The following is an 18,864-nucleotide window of genomic DNA, read 5'->3' as shown; positions in this document are numbered from 1 at the left end:
CTGCGGTAGGCGCGTCGCCTCCGCAACGACGTGGCCGGCCGGCGGACCGGTCCCAGCGCCCCAGATCCCAGCACCCCATTCAGCGGGCACGGGTGCCAGGTCAGTGGAGATGTGGTGAGTCAGTCGGGTCCGGCCCACTGGCTCACCGCATCGTCCCTGGGTCGATAGGCTGTGCCGCTGCTGGCCGGGCCGTCGCGGCTGGGGTCCAGCGCGCCGCGGGATCAGCGCGGCGGCGCGAGCGCCTCGAGCAGGTCGGGGGTGACGTCGTCCAGGGTGCGCACCTGCGCGGCGGTGACCGCGAGGGCGTCCGGGGCCGGCGGGAACGCCTGGTGGGGGACCGCGACGACGATCATCCCGGCCGCCGAGGCCGACCGCAGGCCGTTGCTCGAGTCCTCGATCGCCACGGTGCGGGCGGGGTCGGCGCCGAGCAGCTCGCAGACCCGCGCGTAGCCGTCGGGGGCCGGCTTGCCGCGGGCCACCTCCTCGGTCGACACCGTCGCCCGGAAGCACGCGGCGATGCCCAGCGCGTCCAGCGAGGCGTCGATGAGGCGACGCGGGGAGGACGAGGCCAGGCCCAGCGGCCAGCGGGCGGCCAGCCGGGTCACGGCCTCGACCGCGCCGGGCAGGGTGGGCAGGTGCTCGTGGTACCGCCGGGCCATCTCGTCGATGACCCGTTCGGCCACCTCCCGCGCGTCCCCGCGGACCCCCACGGTGGCGGCCATGTACTGCGACCACTCCGGCGTGCTCATCCCGAGCATCGCCTCGGACGCGCCGTCCGGCCAGGGCAGGCCGTCGGCCGCGGCGAGGGACCGCCGCACCTCGTCCCAGATGGTCTCGGTGTCGGTGAGCACACCGTCCATGTCGAAGACGACGGCGTCGAGCGGGGAGGGGGGCTGCGGCATGGTCCCATCGTGCCCGACGGAGCCGACCCGGTGCGCGCCCAGCCTCGCCGCGCGGGACCGTGATTTAGTCCGTAAACTTCCCGAAATCAGGAGCCTGCCGAAGGTGCGGGCGAGAGGAGCACCGATGCAACGGCGGACGAACGACGTGGGCTGGGTGTCCGTGCTCGCCTCCGAGGAGCGCACCCGCCTCCTGCTCGCCGGCGAGCTGGACGACAGCCTGACCGCGGACCTCACCGAGGCGGTGGACCTCGCGGTGCGCCGAGGCCTGCCGGTGGACATCGACGCCCGCGGCCTGACGTTCATGGACTCCTCCAGCGTCGCCACCCTCACCCGCCTCGCCGCGCGCCTGCCAGCCCGGGCGCGGCTCATCGAGCCGCCCGAGCTTCTGCTGTTCCTGCTGGAGGTCACCAAGCTCGACCAGGCGATGGACGTGCTGGACAAGGACCCCGGCTTCGAGGGCGTGCCGCTGTCGTCGCGCCCCGCGCCGGACGTGACCCCGGCCTGACGCCCCGCGCCGGACGTGACCCCGGCCTGACCGCCCGCGCCGAGGGCCGCCACCAGCCCGCCTTCGCCGCCCCGGCCGCCGCCGGGGGCACACTGTCGTAGGTGAGCGCGAACGACACCACGGACCCGCCGGACGGCGGCGTCCGCACCGCCGCCGCCCCGGCGGGCGCCGACCACGCCACCGCGGCGCCACCCCGCGCCGTCGGCAGCCCGCCCGTGCCCGCCGGGTGGCAGCGCCGTCGGCTGCGCACCGAGATCTGGATCGTCCTGGGGCTGTCGCTGGGGCAGTCGGCGGTCTACGCCGTCGTCACCATCGTCGCCCGGCTCACCGCCGGCACGCCGCTGGGCGAGCAGGCCGCCGCGCTGAACCCCTCGCGCTCGCCGCGGCCGTACCTCGACCTCACCTACCAGCTGCTGTCCATCGGCTTCGCGCTCGTCCCGGTGGCCCTGGCGCTGTTCCTGCTCTCCGAGCCGGGCCGGCGGGCGACGGCGCGCATCGGCCTGGACGCCCACCGGCCCTGGCGCACGCTCGCCGACGGGGTGGGCCTCGCCGCCCTCATCGGCATCCCCGGCCTGGGGCTGTACCTGCTGGGCCGGGCCCTGGGCGTCACCGTGGAGGTGCACGCCTCGGCGCTCAACGCCCACTGGTGGACCGTGCCGGTGCTCATCCTCGCGGCGCTGCAGAACGCGCTGCTCGAGGAGGTCATCGTGGCCGGGTACCTCGTCGAGCGGCTCGAGCAGCTGGGCTGGCGGCCGGCCGCCGTCGTCGCCACCAGCGCCCTGGTGCGCGGCGCCTACCACCTCTACCAGGGCATCGGCCCGTTCGTGGGCAACGCCGTCATGGGCGTGATCTTCGCGCAGTACTACCGGCGCCGACGGCGCACCATGCCGCTCGTCGTCGCCCACGCCCTCATCGACGTGGTCGCCTTCGTCGGTTACGCGTTGCTGCCGGCCGGGGTGCTGGCGTCCCTCGGCCTGACGTGAGACGGGCGGCGCGCCCGGTCACGCGGCTCAGCGGTGCCGCAGGTCGCTCAGCGGTGCTGCAGGTCCTTCGCCGCGCGGCGCAGCCGGACGCCGTGGACCAGGCCCACGATCCCGGCGGCGCAGGCGGTGAGCCCGACGAGGACGGCCACGGTCGCGACGCTCGTGGCGGGGAAGGCGAGGAGGACGGCGCCCACCAGCGCGAGCAGCACGCCGACCCGGACCTGCCAGCGCCAGGTCGACGGCCCCATGCGGCGGGTCTGGGCGGCGATGACCGCCATGCCCACCCCGACGACGACCAGCGCGACGCCGGCGATCGCCGCCAGGGACACGAGCAGCACCTCCGGCTGCCACATGAGCAGCAGCCCGAGCAGCACGCTCACCACGCCCTGGGCCAGCCGCCAGCCCGAGCCCGCCGCGCCGCGGGCGCGCAGGCCGACGACGAGGGCGACCACGCCGTCGACCACCGCGAGCGCGCCGAGCAGGGCCACCACCGCCACCACGCTGGTCAGCGGCGCGAGGAGGATGACGAGGCCGAGCGCCAGCACGACGACGCCGCGCACGAGGGTCAGTCGCCAGGTCCGCGTGGTGAAGCGCTGGAGCTCGTCCAGCAGCCGGCGACGGTCCGGTCCGCGCATCCAGGTCATCGCCCGCTCCCTCCCGTCGACGAGGCGCACGCCGCCGATTTCCCCGCCGTCCACGATACCTAGCGGACCTGAGCGCGAGGAGACGGCGCGGCCGCCCGCCGCGGGCTGGCGCCGCCCGCTCGCGGCACACCGTATTCCCGCAGGTATGCCCCGTAGACTCCCCGCATGAGGCAGCAGCTGGGCGAGGGCGGCGCCGCCGTGCCCGCGAGCGCCCCGCGCGAGGACTCGCCGCGCCGGCAGGTGCTGCTCGTCGACGCCCCGCAGGCCCGCGTGCGCCGTCCGGCCGACCTCATCGCCCTGATCCTCTGCGCGGTCGGCATCGTCGTCGTGCTGATCCTCGCCGTCTACGCGAACGCCACCACCCAGGGCGTGACCAAGGACGTGCAGTCCGCCGTCGCGGACGTGCTGCGCCAGGTGCTTCTCGTGCCGGTCACGGTCCTGCAGGGCATCGTCACGCTGTTCGTGCCGCTGGCCGTCCTGGCCGACCGCCTCATCCGGCGCAGCTGGCGCTCCGCGCTCGAGGCGGCCATCACCGCCGTCGTCGCCGGACTGCTCGCCGTCGGCGCGGTGTGGCTGCTCGACGCCGTCGGCCCCTCCGCCCTCGTCACCGGCCTGGCGATCACCAACTCCCAGGGCCACACCCACATCGCGCTCAACCCGTTCGTCGCGGCCATCGCCGGGCTGCTCACGGCCGTGGGCGACCGGTCCCACAACCGCACCCTCGGCTGGTCCTGGATCCTGCTGTGGGTGGTGCTCGGCCTCGGGGTCGTCCAGGGCGAGCAGACCCTGCCCGGCGCACTCGTCACCGTGCTCCTCGGCCGCGCCACCGGCCTGGGCATGCGGTACGCGTCCGGCGTGCTGCACGAGCGGGCCACCGGCGTCACGCTCGTCCGGGGGCTCCGGCGCGCCGGCGTCGACGCGGTGCGGGTGGTGCGGGTCGACCCCCTGCTGCCCACCACCCCCGTCCAGGCCTGGACGGTGACCACCTCGTCCCCCATCGGCTACACCGAGCGGCTGCCGGAGGGCGCGCCGGCCCGCGCGGGCGACGCCGCCGCGGCCGCCGGGCACGAGGAGTACCGCTCCTCCCGGCCCGGCCGGGACACCGACCTCTCGCCCGCCGAGCTGCTCGCCGCCGTCGACCAGGAGGGCGGGACGGGCGACACGATCGTCCCCGACGTGCTGACCGACCCCCAGCAGGTCCTCGCCGAGGTGGCCTCCTCCGCGGCCGTCGCCCCCGAGAGCGAGGACACGCCCCGGTTGTACGCGGTCTGGGACACGGACGGGCGCCGGCACGACGTCACCGTCCTCGACGGCGACCGGCACGTCGTCGGCTACCTCTCCGGCCTGTGGGAGAGCATCCGGCTGCGCGGCTTCTCCCGGCGTCCGGCGCGGACCCTGCGCGACGCCGCCGACGGCGCGGCGCTCATGGCGCTGGCCACCCGCGCCGCCGGCGTGCACACCCCGGCCATGACCGGGATCACCGAGGCGCGCGACTCCGTCCTCATCGTCACCGACCACCTGCCCGACAGCCGCCCGCTCGACGAGCTCGCCCCGGAGGAGATCGACGAGGCCCTGCTCGACGAGGTCTGGGCCCAGGTCCGGGCGGCGCACGCGCACGGCATCGCGCACCGCGACCTCCACGCCGGCTCGGTCGTGGTCGACGGCGACCGGCACGTGTGGCTCGTGGGCTGGGAGAACGGGGAGATCATCTCCACCGAGCTCGCCCGCCGCATCGACTTCGCCCAGCTCCTCGCCATGCTCGGCATGCTCGTCGGCACCGAGCGTGCCCTCGCCTCCGCCGCCCGGGTGCTCACCCGCGACCAGATGGCCTCGATGGCGCCCCTGCTGCAGCCGGTGGCGCTGCCCAGCCGCACCCGTGCCGCGGCGAAGGACCACCGCGGCCTGCTCGCGAGCCTGCGCTCCGAGCTCGTCGACCTCATCCCGACGGCGGACGTCCCGCCGGTCCAGCTCGCCCGGTTCTCGCCGCGCACCGTCATCACGGTCACCGTCGGCGTCGTGGCCCTGTGGGTGCTGTTCGGGTCGCTGAACTTCCAGCAGGTCGCCGAGTCGGTCCGCGGGGCGTCGGTCGGGTGGATGGTGGCCGCGTTCCTGCTCGGCATGACGACGTACGTCGGCTCGGCGATGTCCCTGGTGGCCTTCACCCCCGAGAAGCTCGGGCTGTGGCGCACCACGCTGGTGCAGATCGCCGCCTCGGTCATCGCGCTGGTGGCGCCGGCCGGGATCGGGCCGGCCGCGGTCGACCTGCGCTTCCTGACCAAGCAGAAGGTGGCCACCGCGATGGCCGCGGCCACGGTGGGGCTGGTGCAGCTGTCCCGGTTCGTCACCACCGTGCTCCTGCTCGTCGCCGTCGCCCTGGCGACCGGCTCCGCCGGGACCCTGGGGATGCCGTCGAGCTCGGTGGTGGCCGTCGTCGTCGGCGTCCTGGTGGTCGTGGGCGTGCTGTTCCTCATCCCGCGGCTGCGCGAGTGGGTGTGGGAGAAGGTCGCCCCGACGGTGCGCCAGGCGTGGCCCCGGCTGGTGTGGGTGGCGTCGAACCCGCGCCGCCTCCTCGTCGGGATCGCGGGCAACCTCATCCTCACCGCCGGGTACGTCGCCGCGTTCGGCGCCTCGCTGGCGGCGTTCGGCTACCAGCTGCCGCTGACGTCGCTGGCCATCACCTACCTGGCGTCGAACTCCCTGGGCTCGGTCATCCCGTCCCCCGGCGGCATCGGTCCGGTCGAGGCCGCCCTCACCGGTGGGCTGGCCCTGGCCGGCATCCCGGGCGCGACGGCGGTCTCGGTCTCGATCGTCTTCCGGCTGCTGACCTTCTGGCTGTGCGTGCCGCTGGGCTGGGCGGCGCTGCGGCTGGTGCAGCGCCGCGGCATCCTCTGACGCCGGCCGGCACCTCGGCGGCGGGCCGGACCGCTAGGTTGAGCCCAGCACGCCCGACGGAGGGCGGGGACGGACCGAGGGAGCCCCCGGCATGACTGTCGCCAGCGCGTCGCCCGCGGCGCTCACGCCGTCTCCGCCGGCCTCGCCCGCCCTGCTCGCCCTGCGCTGCGTGCTCGCCGCGCTCCTGCTCCTGGGCTGGGCCAGCACGCTGCGCCAGCCCGTGGAGCGCCCGCTCGAGAACCTCCTCGCGGACCTGGCGGCCGGGTCGGTCACCGCGCTGACCCTGGAGCGCCCCGCCGGCCCGGACGACGGCGGCCCCTTCTCCGTCGTGTGGACCACCGCCGGCGGGCACCGCGCGTCCGCGACCTTCCCCTCCCCCGCCGGCCAGGGCGATGTCGGCGCCGACGCCGCGGCCGGCTCCGCCGACGCCGAGCGGATCCTCGCCGCGGCCGACCGGTCCCCGAGCCACGTGGCCGTCACCGTCCAGGACGCGCCCGTGCGCCTCGACGGCGGCCCGCTCGCCTGGCTGACCGGGCTCGCCGCCTTCGCGGCCCTGTGCCTGCTGATCGCCGGGCCACAACCGCACCTGGCGACGAAGTGGGCCTGGTTCTGGCTCGCCGGCGCCACGCCCCTCTGGATCGCGTTCCTCCTCCTCGAGCCCGCCCCCGCCTGGGCCCGGAGCATGCCGCCGCCGCGGCGGCGCCTCACCGGCGGGTGGGCGTTCCTCATCAGCCTCACCCTCCTGCCCCTCCTGCTGTCGATGGTGGGCCTGCGGCACCGCTGACCCGGGCACCCGCCGCTCGACGCGGGCGCGCCGCGGGCGCAGGTACCCTCGGACCGGCGGCCGCGATCGGCGAGAGGACTTCCATGGCTCGGCTGGAGGCGACCCAGGCCCCGCCCGGGCCCGGCGCCGTCCGCACCCGCGCCGACCGGTGGGTGCCGTGGGCACTGGCCGGCACCGTCGCCGGGCTCTACACGCTCTTCGCGGTGCTGCAGTGGCGGCTGCTCGAGTCCCCGTCCTGGGACCTGGGCATCTTCACCCAGCTCGCCCAGGCCTACGCCCACGGCCGGGCACCGATCGTGACGATCAAGGGCGCGGGGTTCAACCTCCTCGGCGACCACTTCCACCCCCTGCTCGTCGTCCTCGGCCCGATCTACCGGATCTTCCCGTCGGGGCTGACGCTGCTGATCCTCCAGGCGCTGCTGCTGGGGCTGTCGGTCGTGCCGGTCGCCGCCGTGGCGCGCGAGCGGCTGGGCTGGCGCCGGGGCACCGTGCTCGGGGTCGCCTACGGCCTGAGCTGGGGCCTGCAGGGCGCGGTGGCGGCGCAGTTCCACGAGATCGCCCTCGCCGTGCCGCTGCTCGCGTGGTCGCTCGCCGCGTTCGTGCGGCGGCGCTGGTGGGCGTGCGCGGCCTGGGCGGCGCCGCTGGTCTTCGTCAAGGAGGACCTGGGCCTGACCGTGGCGGTCCTCGGCCTGGTCATGGCGTGGCGGGGCCGGGTGGCCCCCGTGGCGCCCGACGCGCCCGTGGGGCCCGACGCGCCCGTGGGGCCCGACGGGCCCGACGCGCGAGCGACCGGGCCCGGCTCGCCGCGCCGGGTCGGCCTGGGGCTGGCGGCGTGGGGGGTCGCGTGGGTGGTGCTCGCGATCGGCGTCGTCCTGCCGGCGCTGAACCCCCACGGGCGCTGGGACTACACCGGTCGGCTGGGCTCCGCGGAGTCGGGCGGCCTCCTCGATCTGCTCCTCGGCGCCGTCGTCCCGGCGGAGAAGTACCTCACGCTCCTGCTGCTCGTCGGCGTCGCGGGCGTCGTCGGGCTGCGCTCACCGCTGGCCTGGCTGGCGGTGCCCACGCTGGCGTGGCGGTTCCTCGGCAACGTCGAGTACTACTGGGGCTGGCAGTGGCACTACTCGGCGATCCTCATGCCGGTGGCCGCCATCGCCCTGGTCGACGCCGTGACCGCCCGCGCCCCCGGCCCGCGGCGGCCCGCACGGTCGACGACGGCGACCCTCGCCGTCGGCGTCTCCCTCGCCACCACGCTGGTCATGCTGCCGTCGCTGCCGCTCGCGCGGCTCGCCGACCCCGACACCTGGCGGCTGCCGGCCCGGCACGACGCCGCCATGGGCGCGCTGGCGGCCGTCGCCCCCGGCGCCACCGTGGAGACGGACATCTACCTCATGGCCTACCTCGTGCCCCGGGCGCAGGTGTACTGGGTGGGCAACTCCGGCAACCCGTCGCCGGACTTCGTCGAGCTCGACACCTGGCGGCGGACCTGGTCGGACCGGAACATCACCGACGCCGCGGCGTTCGCCGAGGAGCGCCACCCGGGCACCGACTACCGGCTCGTGTTCGACGCGGAGGGCTACCAGGTGGCCGAGCGGGTGCACTGAGCCGCCGACGCCAGGGGTGACCGCCGCGACCGGATAGCGTTACCCGACGTGAGCGTCCCCGACGGGCCGGTGCCTGTGCACCGACCGACCTACCTGCGGGCGGGGGCGTGGGCGGCCGTCGGCGTGGGCGGCGCCGCCGGGACGCTGGCGCGCTTCGGGACGGACAGGCTCGCCGGGCCCGCCGAGGTGCCGTGGTCGACGTTCGCCGTCAACATCGTCGGCGCCTTCCTGCTCGGGCTGCTGCTCGAGGTCTACGCCGCCCGCCGGCCCAGCCGGCGCGGAGACCGGCTGCGCCTGCTGCTGGGCACGGGCTTCCTCGGCGGCTTCACGACCTACAGCACGTTCGCACGCCAGGTCGGCGTGCTGCTCCACGGCGGCGCCCTGGCCGGCCTCGGCTACGCGGCCGCCATGGTCCTCACGGGCCTGGGGGCGGCGGCGCTCGGCGTCAAGCTCGCCGAGGTCCTGCTCCGCCGGAGGCCGTCGTGACGGTGCTGCTGCTCGCGCTCGCCGGCGGCCTCGGCGCCGTCTGCCGGTTCGTCGTCGACGGCGTCGTGCGGGCCCACACCTCGCTGGCCGACCCCGACGGCATCACGGTGGTCAACGTCACCGGCTCGTTCCTGCTGGGCCTGCTCACCGGTCTGCTCACCGCCCCCGGCGGCGCCCTGCTCGTCCTCGGGACCGGGTTCTGCGGCGGGTACACCACCTTCTCGACCGCCATGGTCGACGGCGTCAACCTCCTGCGCGACGGACGCCTGGCCCGGGCGCTGGCGACCGTGGGGGGCACGCTGGTGCTTACCGTGGCCGCGGCGGCGCTGGGCGCCGCGGCGGGCGCGGCGCTGGTCTGAGACGGCGTGCGAGGGCGCCTCGTCCGGTGGCTTACGGTGGCTCCATGTCGTTCCGTCGTCCCCGCGTGCCCGCCGTGCTCGCCGGCCTGCTGGTCGGTCTCCTCACCCTCGTCGCCGCCCCGGCCCAGGCGCACGACGTCCTGCTGAGCACCTCGCCCGCGGCCGACCAGACGCTCGGCGAGCGGCCCACCGAGATCGTCCTGACGTTCAACAACGACCTGCTCGACAGCACCCAGGCCGTCGTCGTGGCCGACGCCGCCGGGCAGAAGGTGGCGGAGGTCGCCGGCGTCGTCGCCGGGCCCGCGGCCACCTTCGCGCTGCCCACGCCGCTCGGGGACGGGAGCTACCGGGTCACGTGGTCGGTGGTCTCCTCGGACGGGCACCGGATCGACGGCGAGTACGGCTTCAGCGTGGCCGGCACCGGCGCGGCGACGCCGACCCCCGAGCCGACCGCCGCGGCGACGCCAAGCCCGGCCGGGGGCGACGTGGTCACCACACCGCAGCCCACGACGCAGCCCGAGCAGGGCAAGGACCAGGGCGGGTTCCCGGGATGGGTCGCCGTCGTCCTGGCGCTGGGCGTGGCCGGCGGGGTCATCGCGATCGCCATCCGGAACTGGCCGCGGAAGGGCTGAGCCCGGCCGCTGCGGCGCGCGCCCCCGATGCATCGACGGCCGCGAGCTCGTCAGGGTGACGAGCTCGCGGCCGTCGTCGTGGTCGAGCGGCGCGGCCCGGCTCAGTGGTCCTTGAGCTGGCCCAGCACCTCGGCGAGGATCTCGGGCGGGGTGCCGCCGGAGGTGACCTTGAAGCCGGCCTCGTCGTCCTCCAGCTCCTCGAGCGTCGCCACCTGGGAGTTCAGCAGGCTCGCGGGCATGTAGTGGCCCTTGCGGGTGGCGAGCCGCTCGGCGGTGAGGTCGACGGGCGGGGCCATGTGCACGAAGATCGTGCTCCCCTCCGCGCCGCGCAGCACGTCGCGGTAGCGCCGCTTCAGCGCCGAGCAGGTCACCACGGTCGACCGGCCGGCGCGGGCCTCGGCGGTCATCCAGTCCTGGATGGACTGCAGCCAGGGCGCGCGGTCGTCGTCGTCGAGCGGGGTGCCCGAGTGCATCTTGTCCCGGTTCGCCTGGCTGTGGAACTCGTCGCCCTCGGCGAAGACGTAGCCGAGCTTGCCGGCGAGCATCATCGCCAGCGTGGTCTTGCCGCCGCCGGAGACGCCCATGACGACGACGTGGCGCGGCCCGCGCGAGCGCTTGGGCAGCGGGGAGAGCTCGGGGACAGGAATCTGGGTCATGCTGGAACGCTCCTCAGGACTGGGCTGAAGGGACGGTACCGAGCCGTCGACGGCGCGATCCACGCCTTGCCAGCAGTTGCCGCTCGTCCAGGCGGGCGAGATGGGTCACACCCGGTGACGCGCCGTCAGCAGTCAGTCACCGGTTCCGCGTGGGTGCGGTGCCCCGCGAGCGGGTCGTATGGTGGAGGGGCGCGTTCGCACCGCGGCGTCACGCGCGCCGGGGCTGCCCCGAACGCCGATCCCGCAGGCCACGGCGACACACACCAGGAGATTTCCATGGATGTCGTGATCAGGCACTACAAGGGCGCCTCCGAGCTCATCGACGAGCTGGCACGCCGATCGGGCGAGGTCGAGCAGCTGATCCGGGGGGTCCCGGGCTTTGTCGCCTACCACCTGGTGAAGACCGCCGACGGCGGGTTCAGCGTCAGCGTCTACCAGGACGCGTCCGGCACCGAGGAGTCGGTGAGGGCGGCCGCCGACTTCATCCGCACGAACGTGCCTCAGCTGAGCGTCGCCCCGCCGGAGGTCATCACGGGCACGTCGGTCATCTCGTTCACTGCGTGACCACAGCTGTCGCTGCGCTGCCCGGCCGGTTCGCGGGCGGCCGCGGTGCCGGCCCGGCGCCGGACGGGTGCGCGCCCTCGCCCGTCAGCTCCCCAGCCACCCGGGCGGGAGCAGCTCGGGGGACAGCACCAGGAGCCAGAAGCGCAGGAAGCGCCCCACCAGCGACACGACCACGAAGAGCCACCACCGCATGCCCACCGTCCCGGCCAGCACCGAGACCACCGCGTACGGCGGCACCCCGGCGAAGGCGCTCACGGCGGTGACGGCGCTGGTCCCCCAGGTGTGCCGGCGGCACCACTGCTCCACCGCCGTCATCCGCGCGGCCCAGCGGCCCTCCGTGCGCCCGCCGCGGCGCAGCCGCGTGACGTCGAGCAGGCCCCGGCCCATGAGGTAGTACGCCATCTTCCCCGCCACCTGGCCCGCGGCACCGGCGAACGCCAGCGCGAGCGCGGGGACGTCGGAGAGCAGCGCGGCACCGACGAGGTACGCCTCGGCGGGCAGGACGACGGCGACGGCGGCGAGCAGGCAGTAGAGGAAGGCCGAGAGGAGGACGGCCATGTCACGCCCCGCACGCGGGGACGGTGGCGCAGGACGACGGCAGGGCGCGGGCAGGCACGGCCGCCATCATGGCGGACCCGGGGACGTGCGAGGCGTCGGCGCCACGACCGGCGCGGCGCCGACCACCTCGGGGTGAGACCGTGCCGACAAGGGGCTGACGTTGCCCCGCCCGCCACACCGAGGAGGTGCCCGCTTGCTCCTCACCGTGGGGCACGGCCGGCTGGACCGGCCCGCCCTGGTCGCGCTGCTGCGCGGCGCGTCGGTGGCCGAGGTGGTCGACGTGCGCCGCTTCCCGGGCTCGCGGGCGAACCCGGACGTGCGCCGCGAGGCGCTGGAGGCGTGGCTGCCGGCGGCCGGGATCGGCTACCGGTGGGAGGACCGCCTCGGCGGCCGGCGGCACCTGCGCCGGGCGGACCCCGCCCCCGACACCTGGTGGGACGTCGACGCGTTCCGTGCCTACGCGGCCTGGACGCGCACCGCCGACTTCCGCGCGGCGCTCGCCGACCTCCTGGCCGAGGCGGCGCAGCGGCGCGTGGCCATCATGTGCTCGGAGACCGTGTGGTGGCGCTGCCACCGCCGGCTCATCTGCGACGTCGCGGTCCTCGCTCACGGGGTGGAGGTCTGGCACCTCATGCCCGACGGCGCGCGCCGGGCTCACGTCGTCGCCGCGGGTGCGCGCCTCGCCGGTCCGGAGGAGGTCGTGTGGGACGGCCCGCCCGAGGCGGCGCCGTCGTAGCCGCCGGGTACGCACGGCCATCGCCGTGCGCGCCGCGTCGCCGCAGGGCTGCGGGGCCGCGGGGGCGCGTCGCCGCGGGGCCGCGGTCAGAACGTGATGCCGTGCTCCGCGCGGTAGACCGCGAGCACGGTGTCGACGAACCGGGCGGTGCGCAGCGCGCTCGCCCCGGTGCTCGGGCAGTTGCCCCGCCCGGTCAGCTCGTCGACGACCGTCTGGATGAGGGGCTGCTGGACCACCTCCGGGTAGGGCGCCTCGATGCGGCGCTCGCCGTCGGCGGTGCGCAGCACGAGCGGCTCGGTGCCGAAGGAGGAGAAGGTCAGCGACCCGGCGCTGCCGACGATCTCGACCTCGTCGCGCTGCTCGGTCGCGTCGAAGGCCCACAGGCCCACCCCCTGCACCCCGGAGGTGAAGACGAAGGTGGCCGTGACGGTGTCCTCGGCGGGGTAGCGGCCCGCGTGGTTGGCGGCCACGCCGCTGACGGCGCCGATGGGGCCGAGGAGGTGGTCGAGCAGGTCCAGGGTGTGCGAGCCGAGGTCGACGAAGAGCCCGCCGCCGGAGATCTCCGGCTGCACCCGCCAGGGCAGGTGCCCGGGCTCCCACATGCCGGGCACGCCCTGGGTGCGCACGCTGACGGCGCGCGGGGTGCCGATGGCGCCGTCGTCCAGGAGCCCCTTGACCGTGACGAACCGGGGCATGGCGCGGCGGTAGTACGCCACGAACAGCGGCACCCCGGCCCGCTCGCAGGCGGCGATCATCTCCTCGCCCTCGGCGGCGGTGCGGGCCATGGGCTTCTCGACGTAGACCGGCTTGCCGGCGGCGGCCACCTTCAGGGTGAGGTCGCGGTGGCTGTCCGGCGGGGTGGCGATGTAGACGGCGTCGACCTCGGGGTCGGCGATGAGCGCGTCGGCGTCGTCGTACCAGCGCGGCACCCCGTGGCGCCGCGCGTAGTCCGCCGCCTTGGCGCCGTCGCGGCGCATGACGGCGACGAGCTCGGACCGGTCGGCGCGCCGGAGCCCGGGCCCGCTCTTGCGCTCGGTGACGTCACCGACGCCGAGGATCCCCCAGCGGACGGTTGTGGGCTGGTGGCGGGAGGAGCGGCGCATGCCCCGAAACTACCTGCTCAGTACGCGTCGACCGGCTCGCCGGCGGGGCCGTCGGTGGCGGAGGTGTCCAGCGCGGGCCCGCCGAGCGCCTGCCCCTCCCAGGTGAGGGCCGTCCAGCCCTCCGCCGGGGATCCCTCGAGCACGATCGCGCCGGTGTTGCTCACCGGGTTGGCGGCGACGAACTCCACCGGGAGGTTGTCGGTGCGGGCCGAGGTCCACGCGCGGATCGCCGCGCCGTGGCTGACGAGGACCGCCGTGCCCACGCCCGAGGCGGCGACCTCGGCGACGACCTCGTCGTAGCGGCCGAGGAACTCCTCGCCGCTCTCCCCGCCCGGCACGCGCACGTCGGTGTCGCCGGCGGGCCAGGCGAAGACGGCCTCCAGGTAGGCGCGGACCGAGGCGTCGTCCCCGAGCATCTCCAGGTGACCGGCCGTCACCTCGCGGATGCCGTCGCGCACGACGACCTCGAGGTCGCGCGCCTCGGCGAGCGGGGCGGCCGTCTGCTGGGTCCGCACGAGCGTGGAGGCCCACAGCGCCTCGATCCGCTCGCCGCCGAGCGCCGCCGGCAGGGCGGCGGCCTGGCGGCGCCCGAGGTCGGTCAGGTCAGCGCCCGGTGCGCCGGTGTCGAGGAGCCCGCCGAGGTTGGAGGTGGTCTGGCCGTGCCGGACGAGGATCAGTCGCATGCCGCCATCCTGTCATCCGTCGCGAGGCCGGCCCGGGGCCCGGCGGCGGCCCCGGGGCGTCCGGGCGCACCCGCGCGGGCCGTGCCCGGCGCGCCGTGGACCTGGTCCGGCACCACCATGGCCGCATGGCCGACGGCGCACCCGAGGACCCCGCCGCCGCGCGCGTCGCCGCGGCGATGCACGCCGTCGACCGCCGCGACTTCCTCCCGTCCTCCCAGCAACGCTTCGCCCATGCCGACCAGGCCCTGCGCATCGGCCACGGCGCCACCTGCACCCAGCCGAGCACCGTCGCGGTCATGCTCCGCCTCCTCGACGCGTGCCCCGGCCAGCGGGTGCTCGACGTCGGCTCCGGCTCCGGCTGGACGACGGCGCTGCTCGCCCGCCTGGTGGCGCCCGGCGGCACGGTGGTCGGTGTGGAGATCGAGCCCGCGCTCGTCACGCTGGGCCGGGCGAACCTCCTGGCCGCGGGCCTGCCGGCGCGCATCGAGCCGGCGGTGCCGGGCCGGCTGGGCCGCCCCGAGGACGGCCCCTACGACCGCATCCTCGTCTCCGCCGAGGCCCGGCGGGTGCCGCGCGGCCTCGTCGAGCAGCTCACCGAGGCGGGCCGGATGGTGGTGCCGGTGCGCGGCGACCTCGTCGTCGTCGAGCGGGCCGGGCCGGACCCGCATCAGGTGCGCACCCGGGCCTACGGCACCTACTCCTTCGTGCGGCTGCGCGCGACCGGCGAGGACTGATCGGCCAGCGCCTGCCCCAGCCGCTGCCCGAACGCCGCGAGCGCGCCCGCGACCTCCGGGGAACAGGAGATCGTCCACTCGTACTCCGCCGGGATCCACAGCAGCGCGGCGACCACCTCGGGCACCGACCCGCCGGCGATCTCCCAGTCCACGGTGCCGTCCGGGCCCTCCGTCGCCGCCTGCGCCCACACCCCGAAGTACGCGCGCACCTGGTGCAGCGGCGCCCTGAGGTGGACGACGGCGGTGTGCCGGCGGGCGAGCGCGCCGTGGGCGGCCCGGACGAACTCGGCGGCGTCCTCGGCGGGCAGGTCGCGCGGCGCGACGCGGACGCCGGTGGGCAGCAGCGCGCTCATCCGGTCGATGCGGAAGGTGCGCCAGTCCGCCCGGTCCACGTCCCAGGCGACGACGTACCAGCGCCGCCCGTACGGCACGAGCGCGTGCGGCTCGACGTGCCGGGCGGTCTCCGCGCCGGCGCGGTCGGTGTAGCGGAACCGCAGCCGCTCGTGGTCGCGGCAGGTCAGGGCGAGCTGGGCGAGCAGGTCCGCGGCCACCCGCGCGCCGGGCCGGACTGCGGGGATGGTGTGCTCCTGGAGGGCCGAGACGCGGCGGCGCAGGTGGCGCGGGAGCACCTGCTCGAGCTTGGCCAGCGCGCTGAGCGAGGTCTGCTCGCCCGCGCCCACGCCCTGGATCGCCGCGGTGCGCAGGCCGACGGCGATGGCCACGGCCTCGTCGTCGTCGAGGAGCAGCGGGGGCACCGCCCCGCCGCTCTCGAGCTGGTAGCCGCCCGCGCCGCCGGGCCGGGCGGCCACCCGGTAGCCGAGCTCGCGCAGCCGGTCCACGTCCCGGCGCAGCGTCCGGTCGCTGACCTCCAGCCGGGCGGCCAGCTCGGGACCGGACCAGAAGCGATGGGTCTGGAGCAGCGAGAGGAGCCGCAGCGCCCGCGCGGTGGGATCGGACATGCCCGCCAAACTACGCCCCGTCGCGGACAGGATCTGACCGCATAGGTTCCTAGCGTGGCGCCATGGCCACTCCCCCGATCATCAGCGCCCGGCACCTCCGCAAGCACTTCCGCGGCCCGGGCGGCGCCCGCGTCGAGGCGGTGCGCGACCTCACCATGGACATCGCGGAGGGCTCGCTCACCGCCTTTCTCGGCCCCAACGGCGCGGGGAAGTCCACCTCCCTGCGCCTGCTCACCACCCTGCTCGAGCCCTCCGGCGGCACGGCGACGGTGTGCGGCTTCGACGTCGTGACCCAGCCGGCGCAGGTGCGGGCGCGGCTGGGCTACATCGGCCAGAAGAACGGCGCGGGCCTGTACCAGCGCGTGCGCGACGAGCTGACGAGCCAGGGCGCCCTGTACGGGCTCGGCCGGGCCAAGACCCGGCGGCGGGTGGACGAGCTGATCGAGGCCCTCGACCTCGGCGAGGTCGCGGACCGCAAGACCATGCAACTCTCCGGCGGCCAGAAGCGCCGGGTCGACATCGCGCTCGGGCTCGTCCCCGCCCCGCGGCTGCTCTTCCTCGACGAGCCGTCCACCGGCCTGGACCCCCAGTCGCGCGCCCACCTGTGGGAGCACATCCTCGACCTGCGCCGCCGCTACGGCATGACCCTGCTGCTGACCACCCACTACCTCGACGAGGCCGACCAGTTCGCCGAGCGGGTCATGGTGGTCGACCAGGGCCGGATCATCGCCGACGACACCGCCCCGCGGCTCAAGGCGGACCTCGCCGGCGACCGGATCACCCTGACGCTCGCCGGGCCGTGGGACGGGGCCGACGCCGTCGTCCGCCGCGCCGCCGCCCGCGCCGGCGTGGGCGAGCCCGAGATCGAGGCGAACCCGACCACGGAGGGCACCCGCGTCGTCGTCCGCCTGGACTCCGGGGACCGGGTGCTCCCCGGGCTGATCACCGCGCTGCACGCGGCCGGGCACCGGGTCCTCGCCGCCGAGCTCGCCCGCCCGACCCTCGACGACGTCTTCCTCGGCCTGACCGGGCGCAGCCTGCGCGAGGAGGGCCAGGACAGCGACGTCCCCACCCCCGAGACCGCAGGAGCGATCCGATGACCACCGCGACTCATTCCGACCCCCGCCCGTCCGGCCCGGACCAGGCCGGCCCCCGTCCGTCGGGCGTGCTGCGCGACTCGCGCAGCGTGTTCGTCCGCGAGATCCACCCGCTGCTGCGCGACCCGCTCAACATCGTCTTCTCGCTCATGCAGCCGCTGATGTTCGTCGCGCTCTACGCCCCGCTGCTCGGCGGCATGACCGGCGCGCCCATCGGGCAGGCGTTCCAGTGGTTCATCCCCGGGATCATCGTGATGATCGCACTGTTCGGCACCGCCATGACGGGGTCGAACCTGCTCTACGAGATCCAGAGCGGCGCGCACGAGCGGATGCTCGTCGCCCCGGTCGCCCGCTCGGCGCTGCTGGTGGGCCGGGCGTGCAAGGAGATGGTCCCGCTGGTGCTGCAGGCGGTGGTCATCACGGCGATCGCGGCGCTCTGGGGGTTCCGTCCCTCGCTGCCCGGGATGGTCGCCGGGCTCGTCGTGCTCGCGGTGTTCGGGCTCGGCCTCGGGGCGCTGAGCTACGCGCTGGGCATCGCCTCCCGGGAGCGGGACTGGATGTTCTGGACCGTGCAGCAGGGCCTGCTGTTCCCGCTGATGCTGCTCTCGGGGATGCTGCTGCCGCTGGAGAACGGGCCGCGGTGGATGCAGGTCCTCTCCGCCTTCAACCCGCTGAAGTACATGGTCGAGGCGGAACGGGCGCTGTTCAACGGCGCGTTCGGCGACCCGGCCGTGTGGCACGGCGCGCTGGCCGCGGTGCTCACCGCCGTCGTCGGGCTCTGGGTGGGCATCCGTCAGATGCGGCACAGCATCTGAGCGGTGAAGGGGCGGCGTGCCGTGCCGGCCTTGCTACCGGCACGGCACGCCGCGCCTCTGCCCGCGCGACGCGCCGTCCCTCTGCCCGCGCGGGGTCAGCCCTGGGCGAGCGCCGCGTCGGAGGAGAAGACCAGCCCGAAGGTGATCTGACCCGACTTCAGCGCCTGCTTCGTCAGGGGCCCGCCGGCATCGAGCGAGACGAACTGGGTGACGTCCAAGCCGTAGGTCTGCTTGAGGCCGGGCTCGCAGAACGGCCGGTCCGGGCACTCGGCCGGCCCGCCCAGGACGAGTCCGCCGCACGCACCGGCAAGGTCGGACAGCGTCTTGACGTCGTGCTCCTTGGCGAAGGCCGTGGTGACCGCGAAGGCGTTCTCGTCCGCCGCCTTCGACGCCGCGCCGAAGGTCAGCCCGACCTTCTCGCCGAGCGTCTGGAGGTTCTTGACCGTGCTGTCCAGGTCCGCACTGGCCTGGGGGTTGTTGGTGGTGGCGTCGGGGCCGTTGATCTTCTTGTTGAGGAACTCTGTCAGGGTGCCGGCGTACTCGGGCACCACGGTGAGCTCGCCGGACTCCAGCGCGGGCTCGTACGTCTCGCGGTTGCCGATCGTGCGGACCTCGGCGTCGTAGCCCGCATCGCGCAGGGCCAGGGCGTACAGCTCGGCGAGGGTGGCGGACTCGGAGAAGTTGCCGGCGCCGACGACGACCTTGCCCGACCCCTTCTCGCTGACCGTGATGCCGGCGTCCTTGTAGTACTGCTGCGCGGCCTGGCTCGACGTGGTGCGCTCGACGTCGACCTGCTTGTTCAGGGCGATGAGCGCGGGGGTGTCGAGCGTGGCGGAGACGGCGTCGAGGGCCGCGATCATCGCCGGCTGGGCTTCCTTGGCGTTGACGGCCGGGATGATGTTGTCCACCGTCTGCAGGTGCTTGTCGTCCTCGAGCACCACGAGCTGGTCACCGGCCACCGGCTTGCAGGCGGCGAGCGTGGAGGAGCCGGACGCCGAGCCCGACGGCGCGGCGCTGCCACCACCACCGGACGAACCCGGCGCGCCGCACCCGGCGAGCGTGAGGGCCGCGAGGGCGGCCAGGGCGGCGATGATGCGTGTCCTGCGCATGGGGACCTCCGTTGTGGGCACGCCGCACCCGGCGACGACGACGGGGGTCATTCGACCGTGAC

21 protein-coding genes are annotated in these 18,864 nt (G+C 75.5%); 13 read left to right on the top strand and 8 right to left on the bottom strand.

Annotation, left to right across the window (positions count from 1 at the left end):
- Positions 1–221 precede the first annotated feature (221 nt).
- Entirely contained in the window at positions 222–902 is a 681-nt protein-coding gene (locus tag GD880_RS05440) for an HAD family hydrolase (RefSeq protein ID WP_152230600.1), read from the bottom strand.
- Positions 903–1,026: 124 nt separating this feature from the next.
- Here GD880_RS05440 and GD880_RS05435 point away from each other — a divergent pair, with 124 nt between their 5' ends.
- Both GD880_RS05435 and GD880_RS05430 read left to right on the top strand, forming a co-directional pair.
- A complete protein-coding gene (locus GD880_RS05435) occupies positions 1,027–1,407 on the top strand; it encodes an STAS domain-containing protein (protein WP_193314371.1) in 381 nt (126 codons plus the stop codon).
- Positions 1,408–1,508: 101 nt separating this feature from the next.
- The gene (locus tag GD880_RS05430) at positions 1,509–2,390 is read left to right on the top strand and encodes a CPBP family intramembrane glutamic endopeptidase (RefSeq protein ID WP_452176732.1); all 882 of its coding nucleotides are present in this window, start codon (positions 1,509–1,511) and stop codon (positions 2,388–2,390) included.
- 47 nt (positions 2,391–2,437) lie between these two features.
- Here GD880_RS05430 and GD880_RS05425 read toward each other — a convergent pair whose 3' ends face one another.
- Positions 2,438–3,034: a DUF308 domain-containing protein gene (locus GD880_RS05425; protein ID WP_193314370.1), complete on the bottom strand. Its 597-nt coding sequence runs from the start codon at positions 3,032–3,034 to the stop codon at positions 2,438–2,440.
- 165 nt (positions 3,035–3,199) lie between these two features.
- Between GD880_RS05425 and GD880_RS05420 the strand changes: the two genes are divergently transcribed.
- The 6 genes from GD880_RS05420 (at position 3,200) to GD880_RS05395 (ending at position 9,788) form a co-directional block, all read left to right on the top strand.
- Positions 3,200–5,926, top strand: a complete 2,727-nt coding sequence (locus GD880_RS05420; RefSeq protein WP_152230597.1) for a lysylphosphatidylglycerol synthase transmembrane domain-containing protein — start codon at positions 3,200–3,202, stop codon at positions 5,924–5,926.
- 91 nt (positions 5,927–6,017) lie between these two features.
- The gene (locus tag GD880_RS05415; protein ID WP_152230596.1) at positions 6,018–6,710 is read left to right on the top strand and encodes a hypothetical protein; all 693 of its coding nucleotides are present in this window, start codon (positions 6,018–6,020) and stop codon (positions 6,708–6,710) included.
- A gap of 83 nt (positions 6,711–6,793) precedes the next feature.
- Positions 6,794–8,311, top strand: a complete 1,518-nt coding sequence (locus GD880_RS05410) for a DUF2079 domain-containing protein (protein WP_152230595.1) — start codon at positions 6,794–6,796, stop codon at positions 8,309–8,311.
- Positions 8,312–8,359: 48 nt separating this feature from the next.
- The gene (locus GD880_RS05405; protein ID WP_226909400.1) at positions 8,360–8,797 is read left to right on the top strand and encodes a CrcB family protein; all 438 of its coding nucleotides are present in this window, start codon (positions 8,360–8,362) and stop codon (positions 8,795–8,797) included.
- On the top strand, positions 8,794–9,156 hold the full coding sequence (locus tag GD880_RS05400; protein ID WP_152230594.1) for a fluoride efflux transporter FluC: 363 nt from the start codon (positions 8,794–8,796) through the stop codon (positions 9,154–9,156). Before GD880_RS05405 ends, GD880_RS05400 begins: the two co-directional genes overlap by 4 nt.
- A 44-nt stretch (positions 9,157–9,200) precedes the next feature.
- The gene (locus GD880_RS05395; RefSeq protein ID WP_152230593.1) at positions 9,201–9,788 is read left to right on the top strand and encodes a copper resistance CopC family protein; all 588 of its coding nucleotides are present in this window, start codon (positions 9,201–9,203) and stop codon (positions 9,786–9,788) included.
- Between the two features lie 101 nt (positions 9,789–9,889).
- Here the strand turns inward: GD880_RS05395 and GD880_RS05390 are convergent, their stop codons facing one another.
- Entirely contained in the window at positions 9,890–10,444 is a 555-nt protein-coding gene (locus tag GD880_RS05390; RefSeq protein WP_152230592.1) for a gluconokinase, read from the bottom strand.
- A gap of 276 nt (positions 10,445–10,720) precedes the next feature.
- Between GD880_RS05390 and GD880_RS05385 the strand changes: the two genes are divergently transcribed.
- On the top strand, positions 10,721–11,008 hold the full coding sequence (locus GD880_RS05385; protein ID WP_152230591.1) for a hypothetical protein: 288 nt from the start codon (positions 10,721–10,723) through the stop codon (positions 11,006–11,008).
- Between the two features lie 84 nt (positions 11,009–11,092).
- On the opposite strand, the gene GD880_RS05380 is transcribed toward GD880_RS05385, so the two are convergent.
- Entirely contained in the window at positions 11,093–11,566 is a 474-nt protein-coding gene (locus tag GD880_RS05380; RefSeq protein WP_152230590.1) for a VTT domain-containing protein, read from the bottom strand.
- A gap of 193 nt (positions 11,567–11,759) precedes the next feature.
- On the opposite strand from GD880_RS05380, the gene GD880_RS05375 reads away from it, so the two are divergent.
- Complete coding sequence (locus GD880_RS05375) at positions 11,760–12,302, top strand: DUF488 domain-containing protein (RefSeq protein WP_152230589.1); 543 nt, start codon at positions 11,760–11,762, stop codon at positions 12,300–12,302.
- Positions 12,303–12,388: 86 nt separating this feature from the next.
- On the opposite strand, the gene GD880_RS05370 is transcribed toward GD880_RS05375, so the two are convergent.
- Together GD880_RS05370 and GD880_RS05365 are read right to left on the bottom strand one after the other, a co-directional pair.
- Positions 12,389–13,405 (bottom strand): Gfo/Idh/MocA family protein, encoded by a 1,017-nt coding sequence (locus GD880_RS05370; protein ID WP_152230588.1) that lies wholly within the window; start codon positions 13,403–13,405, stop codon positions 12,389–12,391.
- A gap of 17 nt (positions 13,406–13,422) precedes the next feature.
- On the bottom strand, positions 13,423–14,088 hold the full coding sequence (locus GD880_RS05365; protein WP_152230587.1) for a histidine phosphatase family protein: 666 nt from the start codon (positions 14,086–14,088) through the stop codon (positions 13,423–13,425).
- Between the two features lie 125 nt (positions 14,089–14,213).
- Between GD880_RS05365 and GD880_RS05360 the strand changes: the two genes are divergently transcribed.
- Positions 14,214–14,822 (top strand): protein-L-isoaspartate O-methyltransferase family protein, encoded by a 609-nt coding sequence (locus tag GD880_RS05360; RefSeq protein WP_152230586.1) that lies wholly within the window; start codon positions 14,214–14,216, stop codon positions 14,820–14,822.
- On the opposite strand, the gene GD880_RS05355 is transcribed toward GD880_RS05360, so the two are convergent.
- Positions 14,783–15,781, bottom strand: a complete 999-nt coding sequence (locus GD880_RS05355) for a helix-turn-helix transcriptional regulator (protein ID WP_152230585.1) — start codon at positions 15,779–15,781, stop codon at positions 14,783–14,785. The two genes, GD880_RS05360 and GD880_RS05355, sit on opposite strands and share 40 nt — an antisense overlap.
- Before the next feature lie 62 nt (positions 15,782–15,843).
- On the opposite strand from GD880_RS05355, the gene GD880_RS05350 reads away from it, so the two are divergent.
- Positions 15,844–16,881 carry an ATP-binding cassette domain-containing protein gene (locus GD880_RS05350; RefSeq protein WP_152230584.1) on the top strand — a complete coding sequence of 346 codons (1,038 nt, stop codon included), beginning with the start codon at positions 15,844–15,846 and terminating at the stop codon, positions 16,879–16,881.
- Positions 16,878–17,693 carry an ABC transporter permease gene (locus GD880_RS05345; protein WP_152230583.1) on the top strand — a complete coding sequence of 272 codons (816 nt, stop codon included), beginning with the start codon at positions 16,878–16,880 and terminating at the stop codon, positions 17,691–17,693. The genes GD880_RS05350 and GD880_RS05345 overlap by 4 nt, the downstream gene beginning before the upstream one ends.
- Before the next feature lie 95 nt (positions 17,694–17,788).
- Here GD880_RS05345 and GD880_RS05340 read toward each other — a convergent pair whose 3' ends face one another.
- Positions 17,789–18,802 (bottom strand): glycine betaine ABC transporter substrate-binding protein, encoded by a 1,014-nt coding sequence (locus GD880_RS05340; RefSeq protein WP_152230582.1) that lies wholly within the window; start codon positions 18,800–18,802, stop codon positions 17,789–17,791.
- Positions 18,803–18,864 lie beyond the last annotated feature (62 nt).

It is taken from the genome of Georgenia ruanii (genome assembly GCF_009193175.1).
GTDB lineage: Bacteria > Actinomycetota > Actinomycetes > Actinomycetales > Actinomycetaceae > Georgenia > Georgenia ruanii.
Note: the sequence above shows the minus strand (reverse complement) of the source record. Positions and strands in the feature narration are given on the sequence as shown.